The organism is Burkholderia sp. lig30 (genome assembly GCF_000687455.2).
Classification (GTDB): domain Bacteria; phylum Pseudomonadota; class Gammaproteobacteria; order Burkholderiales; family Burkholderiaceae; genus Burkholderia.
The window spans coordinates 1-13,833 of record NZ_JGVW01000067.1; the positions used below are offsets into that span (position 1 = coordinate 1).

12 protein-coding genes and 1 pseudogene are annotated in these 13,833 nt (G+C 64.8%); 5 read left to right on the top strand and 8 right to left on the bottom strand.

Annotation, left to right across the window (positions count from 1 at the left end; translation table 11 throughout):
* Together LIG30_RS09195 and LIG30_RS09200 are read right to left on the bottom strand one after the other, a co-directional pair.
* On the bottom strand, positions 1-1,883 hold a 1,883-nt coding region (locus tag LIG30_RS09195; RefSeq protein WP_038711508.1), incomplete at its 3' end, for a two-partner secretion domain-containing protein.
* 18 nt (positions 1,884-1,901) lie between these two features.
* Positions 1,902-3,623 carry a ShlB/FhaC/HecB family hemolysin secretion/activation protein gene (locus LIG30_RS09200; RefSeq protein WP_235510268.1) on the bottom strand — a complete coding sequence of 574 codons (1,722 nt, stop codon included), beginning with the start codon at positions 3,621-3,623 and terminating at the stop codon, positions 1,902-1,904.
* A 382-nt stretch (positions 3,624-4,005) separates the two neighbouring features.
* Between LIG30_RS09200 and LIG30_RS26155 the strand changes: the two are divergent.
* Positions 4,006-4,134 (top strand): annotated as a pseudogene (locus LIG30_RS26155) (Mu transposase domain-containing protein); the annotation flags it as partial.
* Between the two features lie 304 nt (positions 4,135-4,438).
* Here LIG30_RS26155 and LIG30_RS09205 read toward each other — a convergent pair.
* From LIG30_RS09205 to LIG30_RS09225, 6 genes are read right to left on the bottom strand one after another with little or no spacing between them, the layout of a single operon-like run.
* Positions 4,439-5,239, bottom strand: coding sequence for a c-type cytochrome (locus LIG30_RS09205; protein ID WP_038711510.1), 801 nt, complete (start codon positions 5,237-5,239; stop codon positions 4,439-4,441).
* The gene (locus LIG30_RS09210) at positions 5,239-6,861 is read right to left on the bottom strand and encodes a b(o/a)3-type cytochrome-c oxidase subunit 1 (RefSeq protein WP_038711513.1); all 1,623 of its coding nucleotides are present in this window, start codon (positions 6,859-6,861) and stop codon (positions 5,239-5,241) included. The genes LIG30_RS09205 and LIG30_RS09210 overlap by 1 nt, the downstream gene beginning before the upstream one ends.
* Entirely contained in the window at positions 6,848-7,420 is a 573-nt protein-coding gene (locus LIG30_RS09215; RefSeq protein WP_038711514.1) for a cytochrome c oxidase subunit II, read from the bottom strand. Before LIG30_RS09215 ends, LIG30_RS09210 begins: the two co-directional genes overlap by 14 nt.
* Before the next feature lie 2 nt (positions 7,421-7,422).
* The gene (locus LIG30_RS26985) at positions 7,423-7,599 is read right to left on the bottom strand and encodes a hypothetical protein (protein WP_200929661.1); all 177 of its coding nucleotides are present in this window, start codon (positions 7,597-7,599) and stop codon (positions 7,423-7,425) included.
* Positions 7,600-7,642: 43 nt separating this feature from the next.
* Positions 7,643-8,947 (bottom strand): c-type cytochrome, encoded by a 1,305-nt coding sequence (locus tag LIG30_RS09220; RefSeq protein WP_442856847.1) that lies wholly within the window; start codon positions 8,945-8,947, stop codon positions 7,643-7,645.
* A gap of 32 nt (positions 8,948-8,979) precedes the next feature.
* Positions 8,980-9,693: a c-type cytochrome gene (locus LIG30_RS09225; protein ID WP_038711517.1), complete on the bottom strand. Its 714-nt coding sequence runs from the start codon at positions 9,691-9,693 to the stop codon at positions 8,980-8,982.
* Positions 9,694-10,253: 560 nt separating this feature from the next.
* On the opposite strand from LIG30_RS09225, the gene LIG30_RS09230 reads away from it, so the two are divergent.
* From LIG30_RS09230 to LIG30_RS09245, 4 genes are all read left to right on the top strand, one after another.
* Entirely contained in the window at positions 10,254-11,642 is a 1,389-nt protein-coding gene (locus LIG30_RS09230; protein ID WP_038711518.1) for a uracil-xanthine permease family protein, read from the top strand.
* A gap of 148 nt (positions 11,643-11,790) precedes the next feature.
* Positions 11,791-12,051: a hypothetical protein gene (locus tag LIG30_RS09235; RefSeq protein ID WP_038711520.1), complete on the top strand. Its 261-nt coding sequence runs from the start codon at positions 11,791-11,793 to the stop codon at positions 12,049-12,051.
* Positions 12,052-12,521: 470 nt separating this feature from the next.
* Positions 12,522-12,959, top strand: coding sequence for a hypothetical protein (locus tag LIG30_RS09240; protein WP_038711521.1), 438 nt, complete (start codon positions 12,522-12,524; stop codon positions 12,957-12,959).
* A gap of 246 nt (positions 12,960-13,205) precedes the next feature.
* The gene (locus LIG30_RS09245) at positions 13,206-13,622 is read left to right on the top strand and encodes a type II toxin-antitoxin system HicB family antitoxin (RefSeq protein WP_038711615.1); all 417 of its coding nucleotides are present in this window, start codon (positions 13,206-13,208) and stop codon (positions 13,620-13,622) included.
* The last annotated feature ends 211 nt before the right edge of the window (positions 13,623-13,833 follow it).

Genomic DNA, 13,833 nt, shown 5'->3' on the forward strand with positions numbered 1-13,833 from the left:
CCCACACGCCCCTCCCCGGTCACGCCCGCCGCACCCAGCACCACGCCGACATTGCGGATCGCACCGCTGGTCTGCGAGAACAGCCCCACGTTGACGGTCCACGGCAGGTTGATTTCGAGCCCGGTAATCTGGTGCCCCAGGCCATCGAACACGCCGGCGAAGGCCCCGACATTCGTGCCAAACATCCCGATCGGCGTGAAGGCGCTGGTCAGCGCCACGTCGCTGCCCAGGTAGTAGTAGCCGTTCAATGACAGATTTTGCAGGTCCGCCTGCGACGTGATTTGCGTGTAGGTATTGCCGTTGATGGTCAGGCTGCCGCTCGAATTGAAATCGACGCGTCCCTTGAAGCCGCTGGCATCCAGGCCGACGCCCATGCGCACGGTACCGGTAAGCACAGAGTTGGCCTGGGTCCCGGTAGCGGTGTTCATCACCAGCGAGCCCTGTCCGCTCACGCTGGCCACGGCGTTGAAGTTGATGTTGTTCTGCGCGTTCAGCGTCAGCGTGTTCACGTCCCACGTCACGGCATCGTTCACGTTGATGCTGCCGTTGTCGGTGGTACTGGTCCCCGCCGTCGCGCCGTCGCTGGAACTGATCGTGACATTGCTGCTGGCGAGCTGCGCGCTCAGCGCCGCACCGGTGATGTCGCCGCCCGACGCAGCAATGGTGTAGTTGTTCGGATCGATCAGCCAGTTCCCGGTCCGCCCCTGCGGCGCGCGCGTGTCCACCATTGCGCTGTCCGCAATCTTCACCTGCGACCCCGATGTCTCCACGAAGCCCCCATCCCCGCCCAGGTCCCCCCCGCGCGCACTGATGGTGCCGTCCACCGTGGTCAGGCTGCCGGCGTTACCCAGGTCGGCGATCACGCTCACCGTGCCGCCCTTGCCCGCGCTCTGCGCGGCGGCGTCGGCGTTGATGGTGCCGCTCTGCTGGACTGTGTCGCTGGCCAGCAAGCGCACCGTGCCGCCATCACTGGTCAGGCCGGTGGCTTCCAGCGTCCCGCTGTTCTGCACCACGCCGCCCTGCAGACGGTCGGCCGCCTGCGCCGACAGGATGATCAGCCCTCCCGGCGCACGCACCGCGTTGCCGTTGGCGACCAGCGCCGCGATGGTGGCGGGCGTCACCTGGATATTGGCCAGCGTGTGGCTGCCGCTGAACTGCAACTGGTAGGTCTCGCCCGCCGCCAGCGCCACGGTGCCGAGCTGCGCGACCACCACGCCGTTGTTGCGCACCTCCGGCGCCAGCAGCGCGACGTAGCCGCCCAGCGCGGCCTGGATCTGCCCGTCGTTGACGATGCTACCCGTGGCGCCGTTGCGCGCGAAGCTGTAGTTGCCGGCCATGAAGTCGGCATCGCTGATGCCGTGCGTGGTCGCCACCAGGCTGCCGACGTTGACGCTGGCCGTGGGCCCGAAGTACATGCCCGCCGGGTTGACGAAGAACACCTGCCCCGGTGCGTTGATGTGGCCGTAGATCTGGCTGGGGTTGCCGTCCAGCACGCGGTTGAGGATGGCCGCGCTGGCCGAGGGCTGCTGGAAGTTGACCGTGGCCGCACTGCCGACGTTGAAGTTCTGCCAGTTGACCACCGCGTTCGGCGAGGTCTGCTTGACGTTCATGGTGTTGCCGCTGCTGCTGATGGCGGCCTGCCCGGCGGCCACCTGTCCGCCCGTGGGCAGTTGGTTCGGCAAGGGCGGCACAGCATGGGCCGGCAGGGTACCCGCGAGTGCCAGGACCAGCGGTTTGACGACAAAGCGATGGCGCAACACATTCAATGCGCCCGTGCGTGCGACCGCACTGCGGCCACCCTTGCCCCGGCCACGTGCGGTCTCGGCCACAACCACCCAGGCACGCGTGAGTTCGCTCCAGATCAGGCGATAGATCTTGTTCATAAACGGATTCCTGCAAACTTAGAACGACAGGCTGCCAGTCAGCCAGACGCGGTTGCTGATATGCGAGCCGTCCTGGTCCTTGCCGAATGCCGTGGCGTTCGGGTTGGCGCCGATGCGGTGCGCCCAGGTCACGCCCAGGTTCACCCCGCGCCCGGGCTGCCATTGCACGCCAAGGCCCGCGCCCTGCAGCTGGTAGCTGTTGAGCGGCGACGCACCCGGGAAGTTGTTGTCGTGGTTGACGGTGACGTGGCCCCAGTCATAGAAGCCCGACAGCGACACCCCGTAGCGCAGCCGCCAGCGCAACTCCAGATTGATCAACTGGCCGTCGCTGCCGCCGCCTTCGCCGATCGGGTAGGCGCGCACGCCGCCCGGCCCGCCCAGGTAGAACTTCTCCGACGAGTCCAGGTTCTTGCTCGCCACCTGGCCGGACAGCGTAGCCACGGCCGACAGCGCGTCGGTCAGCACCTGCTGGCGCGACATGGCGTAGCGCATCTTGAGAAACGTCCCTGCCGTGCGCAGCGTCATGGCGTCGGCCGGCTGCGTGGGCGACTGGCCCAGATTCAGGCTGCCACCCGTCAGCATCATGCTGGCCGTGTTGGCCCCGCCGCCGCCCAGGCCGTCGAACAGGTTGCCGCTCAGTCCCACGCTCAGCGTGTCGTCGAAGTAGCGGCTGGTGGTGATCTCACTCGCCTCGTTGTCGTAGGTCTTGTGGTCGTAGTTGAGCACCAGGTAGAGGTTGCGCTGGCGCGCCCGCACCAGCGGGTAGCTCGCTTCCAGCCCCACCGTGTTCGAGTAGCCCCGCGCGTTGAGCGCCTCGAAGTCGTCCGTTACCAGCCGGTAGTCCAGGTGCGAGGCGTTGACGCCCACGCGCCAGCCGTCATAGCCCACCGGCACCGTGTAGCCCAGGCGCAGGTAGTGGTAGCCCTGGCTCAGCAACCCGTTGGCCAGCAACTGGTCACCGATGCCGGCCAGGCTGTTGACGCTTGCGTTGGCCACCAACCGCGCCGCCCCGGTCGAGCGCGCGCCCTGGTTGTCCACCCCGATATTGCCCGTCGCCAGCGGCGTCTCGACGAAGTTCAGCGCGAGGTCGGTCTCCTGCTCTTGCGCGCCCGGCTGCAAGCGCCCCACCAGCGACACGCCCGGCAGGTCGTTGGCCAGCAGCAGCGCGCGGTCCAGCGCCGCGGTGTTCAGCGGCGCGCCCACCGCCTGATGCGCGGCGAAGCCGGCCTCGATGCGCTCGCGGCTGACCCGCTGCGGGCCCTTGCCCTCGATGCGCACCCCGCCGAACATGCCCTCCACCACCTGGATAGTGATGATGCCCGCGCGCACGTCCTGCGCCGGCAGGTAGACCCGCACTACCCAGCCGGCCGCGCGGTAGACCTCGGCCACCGCGGCGGCAGCCGCCTGCAGTTCGCTGAAGGACAGCGGCCGGTTCAGAAAGCCGGCCACCACCGGCGCGAGCTGCGCGTCGCTAAACTGCTTGTTGCCGGCGAAGCGGAAGGCGCTCACCGTGACTGTGGCCTCCGCGCGCGGGCGCATCGGCGGTGGCGGTGCGGTGCGGTCCGGCGCCACCGGGCGCGGCAGCGCCGGCGGCAGTTCCGGCTCGATCTGCTGGCGCAGCGCGCCGGCGTCGGGCGGCATCTGTGCCAGCACCGGGGTGGCGGCCAGGGCGGTCAGCCATAGGCCAGCGAACCGGCACGCGCGGCGCGCGACCGGGAAACGGATAATGGAATGGCGCATTGGACGGCGGCACTGGTTGCATTTGTACGGGTGCCGATGTTAGCGAGCCGCCTGCGCGAAAAGCTGACAAATCCTGACATTGGTCCGACGACACCAACGACGCGTGCACTTCGGCCTCCTGATCACACGCTCGATCGTGCAGGCGACCAAGCGCGCCGATCCCCCGCACCAGGAATCGGCGGCGAAGCATCCACGGGTGAAGCCAGGCTAAATTTGTTGCGGATGTACGCAGGCCTTGCAGATAGGATGGCTGGCCCGCCAGTTAATCGTCGCGCCGCGCGCGGTCGTTGCTCAGGTGGTGGGCCGGGTGGCGGCATATTGGAGCGCCGCCGGGAGCGCCTCGATCTCGCTTCAGAGTCTGGCGGCGTAAGCCGGGTTGCGTGAAAGTCTGGTCTCTGTCGGCGGCAACTATTACAGCGTGCCCGATCACGAGCACACACTCGATGTTCACAGTCCGGCTCACGAGATCCGCATCTTCGAGGACGGCGAGCTGTTGGCCGGGTACCCCGTTACTATCTTCCCGCCCCGATAATCGGCGCCCTGCGCCGCGCCGCGCCACATCGCGTTCGACCGGGTATTTCTACTCTACCGTTCCAGCGCTCGGTAGCCCAAATTCTGCGCTGACGACAGTAGTCATCCCCGAATCCCGTCGCTGTCGTCCAGTCGTAAATTTGTCTTTAGCTTGAACCAGGCCGCCCCGATCAAGGGCGACCGGGTCTTTTTTACCTGAACATCCCTACGCAACACGAAAAACGGGCCGGCGCGGCAAGCGAGCGAATCGCCCGCTTGCCGCGCCGGCCCATCCCGTCCCGTTATTACGGTTGCGCGGCGTAGTACTTCGCGACGCCGTCGATTTCCTCAGGCGTCATGTGGCGCGCGACGTTGCGCATCTGTTCGTTGATGTCGTTGCGACGCTCTCCGCTGGCGAATGCGCGCAGTTGCGTGCCCAGATACACCGCCGACTGACCGCCCAGCCACGGAGCGGCGCCCTTGCGGTCCCGCTCGCCGTGACACGCCGCGCAAGGCGCCATATTGCGCATCGGCGAGCCTTGGTTGACGAGCTTCCGGATATTCGCGTCGCCGTCGAACGCCGTTGCGACGGACACCGGCCGCGACAGCGTCGAGTAGTAGTTCGCGAGATCGTGCAGGTCACGATCGCCGAGACTGCTGACGATCGGCTGCATGATCGCGTTCCCGCGCGCACCGCTCTGGAAGTCGCGCAACTGCTTGTACACGACGTCCGCATGCTGCCCGGCGAGCACCGGCGCGGTCACCTGAACGGCGCTTTCCACGCCGTGGCACATCGAGCAGTTCTGCGCGAGCGTCGCGCCGCGCCCCGTCGACACGACATCGGGATCCGCACGGCGCAGCGGCGGCAGCACGACAACCTCGCTCGGCGCGGGGCCCGCGACGTTCGAGCTTCCCGAGTACCACGACGACGGCGCGCCCGCCGCACTGCAAATTGCCGCCCACAGCCCGCGCTGCGTGAAGTCCGGATGCTGGGACGGAAGCCAGACGAAGCCGATCAGGATCGACACCGCGGCCACCGCGACGACACCGGCGACACTGGTCGTGAACCACCGGTTGCTCAACGTGAATACGCGTTCCTGGCTCATCAACGTGCTCCCACCGCCACTGCGGGCACCGAGGTTTGCTGGAGGCGCAGCAACTGCCCGATCGGCACGCTGTAGTTCACGATCGTCAGGCCGATCATCAGCGCAACCCACAGGCCGAAGGTATTGAGTGCGGCCGGCACGCGATCGACGGGCTGCGCCGGCGCGCTGAAGGTGAACGGACGCGGTTGCTCGACTCGACCGAACTGCCCCTTCACGAGGATATAGATGAACAGCAGGCCAGAAACCACGAGAATCAGGCCGCCAATTGCGGAGACCGTCACCCAGATCGCCTGCGGCGCGATCGCCGGGTCGCTGTAATCGTAATAAGCCATCCGGCGCGGCGCGCCGAGCAGGCCGACGTAGTGCCACGGCAGCGTCACGACCATCATGCCGATGAACCACAACCACAGCTGGGTGCGGATCAGGCGCAGCGAACCGAGCGCGCGGCCCGTCAGCTGAGGCCACAGCTCATACGCGATCGCGAAATACATGATGACGATCGCACCACCGAAGATCAGGTGGAAGTGTCCCGTGACCCACTGCGTGTTGTGCACCGTCTCGTTCAACTGGTAGCTCATGTTGATGAGGCCGCCGGCGCCGCCCAGCCCCAGCATGATGAACGAGAACGCAATGACCAGCATCATCGGGTTGTCCCACGGCAGTGCCTTCAGCCAGCCGAACGCTCCCTTGCCGCCGCGCAGGCGCCCCGCGATCTCGACCGACGCGCAGATCGTGAACACCGTGAGCAGCGTCGGGACCGACACCATGCCCGTAAACACCGCGTGCAGGAACTTGAAGCCCGCGCCGACCTGCGGATCGGCATACAAATGGTGAATGCCGATCGGCATCGCGAACACGAGGAACAGGATGAACGACACGCGCGCCATCGCATCGCTGTACAGGCGTCCGCCGATCGCGCGCGGCACCAGCGTGTAGTACGCGATGTACGCGGGGATCAGCCAGAAATACACGATCGCGTGCAGCGTCCACGAGAACAGCACGCGGGCGAGACCGGCGTCGATCGTGGACTTCAGGCCGAGCGCGACGGGCAGGATCTGGAAGAGGATTTCCAGCGCCGCGCCGATGGCGGTCCATGCCCACAGATAGGCGCCCGCCACGTTCGCGTACATCGCGAGCGGCACCGGCTTGCCGGGGTTGGCACGCTTCCATGCGCGCAGATTCACGTGCATCAACGCGACCCAGATCCACGATCCCACGACGACGAGCACGACGCCGATGTAATAGAGCGGGCTGGCGATCATCGGCGGATAGAACGTAAAGAGCACCGAGGCCTGGCCCATCGAAACCGGCACCATCGCCGTCACCGCGCCGACGGCCAGCATGATGAACGCGGCCCATGCCCACTTGAGGCCGATGAGGCGCTGCTGCAATGCCAGCTCGACAATCGCGTAGCCGAAGCCCATCGCAACGAGTGTCGGCAGCACATAGGCCATCACGGTGCCGTGTGCGGTCACCGAGCGATAGTACAGTTCGGGGTCGCCGATCCACTGATGCAGCGGGCTGCGCACCACCATTTGCCACGCGCCGAGCAGCAGCGCGATGGCGAAGGTGATGAACGCCAGCCAGAAATGCGCGAGTACGAGTCGCTTAGCGTGAAACACAGCTCAACCTCCGGTTTTGTTTTGCCTGCGCGAAGAAGGTGGCCTTGTCGACTACCTTCACGTGCGCCCACATCGTCTGGTGACCGAAGCCGCAGTATTCGTGACAGGGCATCAGGTGCTCGGCCGGTTTGTTGAACACCGTCGAAAACGTCGCGACATAGCCCGGCACGACCATCGTGTTGACGTTGGTGTCCGCGATCAGCAGGCCGTGAACGACATCGGCGCTGGTCGTGCGGAACGTCACCGGCGTATCCGCCGGCACCACCAGGCACTGCGGCGTGAACGAATACTGCTGCGCGACGAAGCGCACGATGACGCTGCCGTCCGGCTCGACCCCGCTGCCGAGGTTGCTCTCGACGAATTCGCCGGATAGCTGCAGGCGCGACGGGTCGATGGTCTCGACCCGCGACGGCGGCATCATCGCCCAGTGCAGCCCCACATAGACGATGACGGCCAGCATGAAGACGATGAGCGCGACAGCGAAATACGCCCAGTTTTTTTCCGCGCGCTCGGAAACGGCATGACCGCCGTTCGGGGAATGGGAAGGTTGGGTCGACATATTCAGTAAATCGTGCCTCGCGGCAAAAACACGAGGAAATAGAAGCCAATCCAGATCGCCATGACGATCACGGTGGCCACGCTCGCGACGGCGATTGCACCGCGCGGTCCTTCCGCGACGATGCGCCCCACTTCGTCGTCCGAAGCTGAAGCACCGCCGGAGTGGTCGTTAAGTTCCATCTGCTCGTTCTCCGGGAACAGGGTTTGAACGGGTAAATCGTGTCTAGCGCTGCGGGGCCTTGCGCAGCTCGTTGACCTGTGCTGCGGTCACCGGCTGGCCGTGATTGCCCCATGCCGTGCGGATATACGTGACGACGGCGGCCGCATCCGCATCGCTCAGTTCCTGCGCGAACGGCGGCATGCCGTAAGGCTCGGGATTGCGGCGCGTGCCCGGCGAGAAACCGCCATTGAGCACGATGCGGATCGGATTGACGGCGGAATCCATTTCGATCGACTGGTTGCCCGCGAGCGGCGGATAGTGCTGCTGCTTGCCTTCCCCGTTGTCGCCGTGGCACGCCGAACATTTCGCCATGTAGATGCGCTTGCCGTTTGCCGCCACCGCCGGCTCGACCTTCGCGGGCGGCCCGGCCTTGCGGCCCGGATCGTTGTCGGGCAGCGTCTTCAGATAGACGGCCATCGCCTTCGCGTCGTCATCGGTCATGTACTGGAGGCTGTGATACGTCACCTCGGCCATCGGGCCATAGACGGCGCCACGATCCGAAATGCCCGCCTGCAGCAGGTCGACGATGTCCTTCGTGCTCCAGTCGCCAAGACCGCCGTCCTTGTCGGAGGTCAGCGACGGCGCATACCAGTTCTGCACCGGAATCAGGCCGCCCGCGAACTGCTCGTCCTTCGACGAGCCGCCCAGCATGTTGATCTTGGTGTGGCACATCGTGCAGTGGCCGAGCCCTTCGACCAGGTAGGCGCCGCGGTTCCATTCGGCCGACCGCTTGGTGTTCGGCTGGAACTCGCCCTCGCTGAAATACAGCGTGCGCCAGCCGATCAACAGCTCGCGCTGATTGAACGGAAAGCGCATGTCATGCTTGCGGTTGGCCTGATGCACGGCCGGCACCGACTTCAGATACGCGAAGATCGCGTCGGAATCCTGGCGCGTGACCTTCGTGTATTGCGCGATCGGCATCGCCGGATAGATCAGCTTGCCATCCGGGCTCTTGCCCGTATGCATCATTGCGTAGAACTGGTCGGCGGTCCACTTGCCGATGCCGTACTTGCTGTCCGGCGTGATGTTCGGCGAATACAGCGTGCCGAACGGCGTCTCCATCGCGAGGCCGCCGGCGAACGTCTTGCCGCGCGGCGCGGTGTGGCAGGCGATGCAGTCGCCGGCACGTGCGAGATATTCGCCGCGAACGACGACTTCGGGGCGTGCATTGGCCGCCACCGCGGACGCTTCGGCCGCCTGCGCGGCGCTGACGAACGGCGATGTCGGCAGGATCGCTGCGAGCGTGAGCACGGCGAGCGCGACGATCGGCTTTGCCGCGCGGTGGGTAAGGTGTGCAGCGCGCTGCATGTGACTCCCGACGCTGAGGGTGCTGAAGGTTTTCATTCCGGTTGACTCCCGCATACGAGCGGCAGCTTGCCGGGCAGTCGAGGCACAGGCCGCGGGTCAGCGGGGCGCGGCTGACGCGCGAGCCAGCTCGACACCGCGGTGATGTCCTTGTCGTTCAGCTTGACGGCAATCGAGTGCATGCAGTCCGGGGCAACCGCGTGACGCGTGCCCGAGCGCCAGGTGCCCATCTGCCCGGCGATGTAGCTCGCATGCAGGCCGAGCAGGCCGGGTATGCCGGGCTGCTGCCCGGTCAGCCGCTCGCCGTGACACGCCGCGCAAGCGGGAATCTTGCGAGACGGATCGCCTCGCATCACGAGTTGCTGGCCGAAGTCGAGCGTGGCCTGCGGCAGCGGATTGGCATCGGCATTCGGGAAAGGCGGCTGCCGATCGGCGAAGTACTGGCTGATCTTGCGCAAGTAGTCGTCGGGCAGGAATGCCAGCAGATAACCCATCGGCGGATACGTGCGACCGCCGTCGCGGAACGCGGTCAGCTGGTTGAACAGGTAATCCGCCGGCTTGCCCGCGATGCGCGGAAAGTAGTCGTTGTCGCGCCCCTCTCCCTGCGTGCCGTGGCACGTCGTGCAGGCATGCATCTTCTCGTCCATTGACGAAGACATCGGCGCCTGGCTCGCGGAAGCGAACGCGGCGCCCGCGCATAAAGCGCAAAACAGCAACAGGATCGAACGGACGACGGCTCTGCGATGCACGACTGACCTCGTATAAAAAAGGTATTCAATGTACTTCATTAAACGCGGAAGGAAGCGTATCGCACCCCTTTCCTCACGTCTGCCGAATCCGTCAAGGCAGGCTCACATTACTGCCGGGAAACATTGCGTCAGGTTGACGCAGCGAATCGCCGCGCCGTCATCGCGGACAGACATCGTGAGCATCGCAATTCGAATCGATACGGCATGCGACTCATCTGACGTCGCCTGCAACACACGTTGAGACACATTCGGACAGACGTAACGCTGTTAACGGCAAGCACACCGACAACTTGAGGCGCCCGTAGTCGCCCGAACGCGACTTCGAATAAATATTGACCTGCATCAATCGAGGCACTCGAAAACGAAGCTCGACATAAAAATTTCGCATGCCGGACCACATCCCGCCGCGCATCGCTTCGGAAAGCATCATTTATCGATTGCGACATGCTTTACCCGCCATGGCCGGGTCGTTCAAGCCACCCATCCGGCGAACTGGCCGGGTGCCGGACCGGGCTTCCCGCTAAAATCCCGCACTTTCCATCTTGACCGGCCCTTCCGCCATGCAACCCGCGTCCCCCACCAAACCCGCTTTCCACGGCGCCGACGATGCCGACCCCGCGCACGACCTGGTCTATGGGCCCGACGACCGCCCCGCCCCGACGGTCGCCTTCGTCGCCGCGCTGCAGCACCTTCTGGCCATCCCGGTGCCCATCGTCACGCCCGGCCTGCTGATTTGCCAGGCGCTGAATGTGTCGAGCCGCGACACCACGCTGATCGTGTCGATGTCGCTGGTGATCTCCGGCATCGCCACGTTCCTCCAGTGCAAACGCATCGGCCCGCTGGGCGCCGGCCTGCTCATCGTCCAGGGCACCAGCTTCAACTTCGTCGGCCCGCTGATCGCCGGCGGCAGCCTGATGGTCAAGCAAGGCACCCCGGTCGAAACCGTGATGGCCGCCATCTTCGGCGTCGTCATCGCAGGCTCGTTCGTCGAGATGTCCGTCTCCCGCATTCTGCCGTTCATCAAGCGCCTCATCACCCCGCTGGTCACCGGCATCGTGGTCCTGCTCATCGGCCTCACCCTGATCAAGGTCGGGCTCGTCAGCATGGGCGGCGGCTACGGCGCCATCGCCAAGGGCACCTTCGCCAGCGTCGACAACCTGATCCTCTCCGGCCTGGTCCTCGGCACCATCATCGTGCTCAACCGGGTGCCGGTCGTCTGGGTGCGCAGCACCGCGCTGGTCATCGCGCTGGCGATCGGCTATCTCGCGGCCGCCGCCATGGGCCGCCTCGACTTCACCGGCGCACGCGAAGCCGCGCTGTTCCAGATCCCGACGCCGCTGCGATTCGGCATCGGCTTCTCGTGGTCGCTCTTCGTGCCGATGCTGATCATCTATCTGGTCACCTCGCTGGAAGCCATCGGCGATGTAACCGCCACCAGCAAGATCTCCAGGCAACCCGTCGAGGGCCCGGTATGGATGCGGCGCATCAAGGGCGGGGTGCTGGTCAACGGCGTCAACTCGCTGCTGGCGGGCGTCTTCAATACCTTCCCCAGCTCCGTCTTTGCGCAGAACAACGGCGTGATCCAGCTCACCGGCATCGCCAGCCGCCATGTCGGCATCTGGATCGCGGGCATGCTCGTGCTGCTGGGCCTGTTCCCCGCTGTCGCCGGCGTCCTGCAAGCCGTGCCCGAGCCGGTGCTGGGCGGCGCCGCCATGGTGATGTTCGGCGCGGTGGCCGCGTCCGGCATCAACATCCTCGCCGGCATCCGGCTGGACCGCCGCGCGCTGCTGATCATCGCTGTCTCGCTGGCGCTGGGTCTTGGCGTGTCCCAGGTGCCGGAGATCCTGAACAGCCTGCCGCATGCGCTGAAGAACGTGCTGGAATCGGGTGTCGCGACGGGCGGCATCTGTGCGGTGGTGATGAACTGGTTCCTGCCGGAGAACAAATAACGCGCGCGTGGCGCGACCCGGCGGCACGGCCAGCAACACGTGCCGCTTCGTCGCCGGGAGCGGCCGGCCAGCCGTCAAAAGAGGCGAAGCGCTGCTGTGCGAAAATCGGCGCCTCGGAGTTCTTCACCCCACACATCACAGGGTTCACATGACCACGACGATCACCCTCGAATTCACCGAACAGGCCGCGGAAGCAATCGGCGATCGGGCGCACGACAGCTTGACCTACGGAGAAGCAGCGCATCTCCCGCAACCGGGCGACTTCGTCGAACTCGAGCACCTGGAAGGGCACCAGACGTTTTTCGTCATCGGGCGCGTGTTCTCGCTCAAGGCCGACACGACCGCAGTGAAGCTGGTCCTCGATCTTCCCCCGGCGGACGAACATCAGGATTTCGATCCGGCATTGTGAAAGAAACCGGGCGAGTCACGCCGTCGTTTTCATCCCCAATCGAATGGCTGGCGGCTGACATGCAACGCGCACCGTCAGCCCCCCCCCGTCTGACGCCCCTGCCCCGGGCGACGATGCGCAGCCACTGAGGCGCGACGCCTCCGTCACGTTCCCGTGACAGCAACGCTCGACGACGCGCTCGCCAGCCCGATCCGCTCCGCTACTCCGCGCTTCGTCACGATCGCAAGATCCCCCGGCTTGCACTGCAACAGTGTCGTTCTGGCTTCGCCCGTCACGCTTGCGTTCGCCGCTCCCGGCCATAACATTTGTGCATATGCAGAATCAGAACCGGGAACGACGGCGCACTCGATGGAATCAGTCAATCGTTTGACGGAGCCGGATTGCCGCACCCGGCTCCGCTGTGTGCCGCGCATGAATATAATAATTAACCACTGCACGACCCAATTCCCGAAAGGGATGAAGTTTATAAAATGAAGAAGATTTTCGTAATTACCACGTTATTGCTGGCCTCAACGCGCGCATTTTGCATCACGACGTACGCCATGGACGAATTCCACAGGATGACCAGGGTGACGTATGACCAGTGCGCCATCAATGCAACGATGGCAATGGTTTCGAGGTCGGATACGCCTTACGACACCCAGAAGGTGAAGGCGAGATCCGAGGAGACCGTTAGTTGCGTAATGAAGTCAATCCAGATCTCGCAGGACTCGTACCAGAAATCACTTGCTTCGGTTGATCAAATGCCTACCGTATCGGCAATGATCAAGGAATACTATTCGATGTGGATCGCGGCGATTCAGCAACTGACGACGATGCAAACGGAGACCAGCGACACGTTCTACACCCACCGCGACGAGGCGGTACGAAAGCTGCGGCAGCAGTGGGAACGCATCACCGTCGAGTGAGCGATCGCTGGCTTCGGGATTGGCGGCATCACCGGCCGGCGCCCGCTGCGTTCGCTAAGCGCTGGCGCAGGGATTCGGCGAGTACGTGACAAGGGGATTTTGTTTTTTGCGGGGGGCTGGCTGGGCATCGGAGCGATACATTTGAGGAGCTGGCGACATGGTGAACGCGCAAGGCAATTGCCGCCGCCCGAAAGCCGATAATCGACAAATGGAGTGAGGCCAACTCACATGCAAGGGAGCTTTACCATGTTGCGCTATCCGGCCCGGTTTGAGCCCGAAGACGGTGGGTATGTCGCGACGTTCCGGGACATCCCGGAAGCGATCACGCAGGGCGACACGCTTGACGAAGCGCGAGAGATGGCGGCGGATGCGCTGTTGACCGCGATGGATTTCTATTTCAACGACAAGCGCCCGGTTCCGGCGCCGTCCAAGGCCTTGAATGACGAGACGCTTGTTGCATTGCCCGCGAGCACATCAGCGAAGATTCTGCTGCTCAACGAGATGTTGACTCAGAAGGTCACGCCCTCGGAACTGGCGCGGCGGCTCAACACACGGCCGCAAGACGTGAATCGCATCGTCAATCTCGGGCACGCCACGAAGATCGACACGATCGCAGAGGCACTCGCCGCGCCGGGGAAGCAACTCGAAATTCGGGTGGTTTGACGCGTAACCGGAACCGGCAGCCTAGGGGACGCGTCATTTGCGTAGGTTGGAGAAGGGTGCGATGGCAAGGCTGGAGTCGATAGCGGACTAGAATCGGATGGAGGTCGAGCCCCCCCTACCGCGAGCTGCGACGCAATGAGGAACAGCCACGCACTGACGAACCGGAGCCGAAAGACTTCCAGGCATTCGCTGCCTGGGTCGCATCGCTCGG

What these genes read in the sequence shown, in the direction of transcription:
- LIG30_RS09200 (WP_235510268.1), bottom strand. Translation starts at nt 3,623, where the DNA reads ATGCGCCATTCCATTATCCGTTTCCCGGTCGCGCGCCGCGCGTGCCGG.
- LIG30_RS09205 (WP_038711510.1), bottom strand. Translation starts at nt 5,239, where the DNA reads ATGAGCCAGGAACGCGTATTCACGTTGAGCAACCGGTGGTTCACGACC.
- LIG30_RS09215 (WP_038711514.1), bottom strand. Translation starts at nt 7,420, where the DNA reads ATGTCGACCCAACCTTCCCATTCCCCGAACGGCGGTCATGCCGTTTCC.
- LIG30_RS26985 (WP_200929661.1), bottom strand. Translation starts at nt 7,599, where the DNA reads ATGGAACTTAACGACCACTCCGGCGGTGCTTCAGCTTCGGACGACGAA.
- LIG30_RS09220 (WP_442856847.1), bottom strand. Translation starts at nt 8,947, where the DNA reads ATGCAGCGCGCTGCACACCTTACCCACCGCGCGGCAAAGCCGATCGTC.
- LIG30_RS09230 (WP_038711518.1), top strand. Translation starts at nt 10,254, where the DNA reads ATGCAACCCGCGTCCCCCACCAAACCCGCTTTCCACGGCGCCGACGAT.
- LIG30_RS09235 (WP_038711520.1), top strand. Translation starts at nt 11,791, where the DNA reads ATGACCACGACGATCACCCTCGAATTCACCGAACAGGCCGCGGAAGCA.
- LIG30_RS09240 (WP_038711521.1), top strand. Translation starts at nt 12,522, where the DNA reads ATGAAGAAGATTTTCGTAATTACCACGTTATTGCTGGCCTCAACGCGC.
- LIG30_RS09245 (WP_038711615.1), top strand. Translation starts at nt 13,206, where the DNA reads ATGTTGCGCTATCCGGCCCGGTTTGAGCCCGAAGACGGTGGGTATGTC.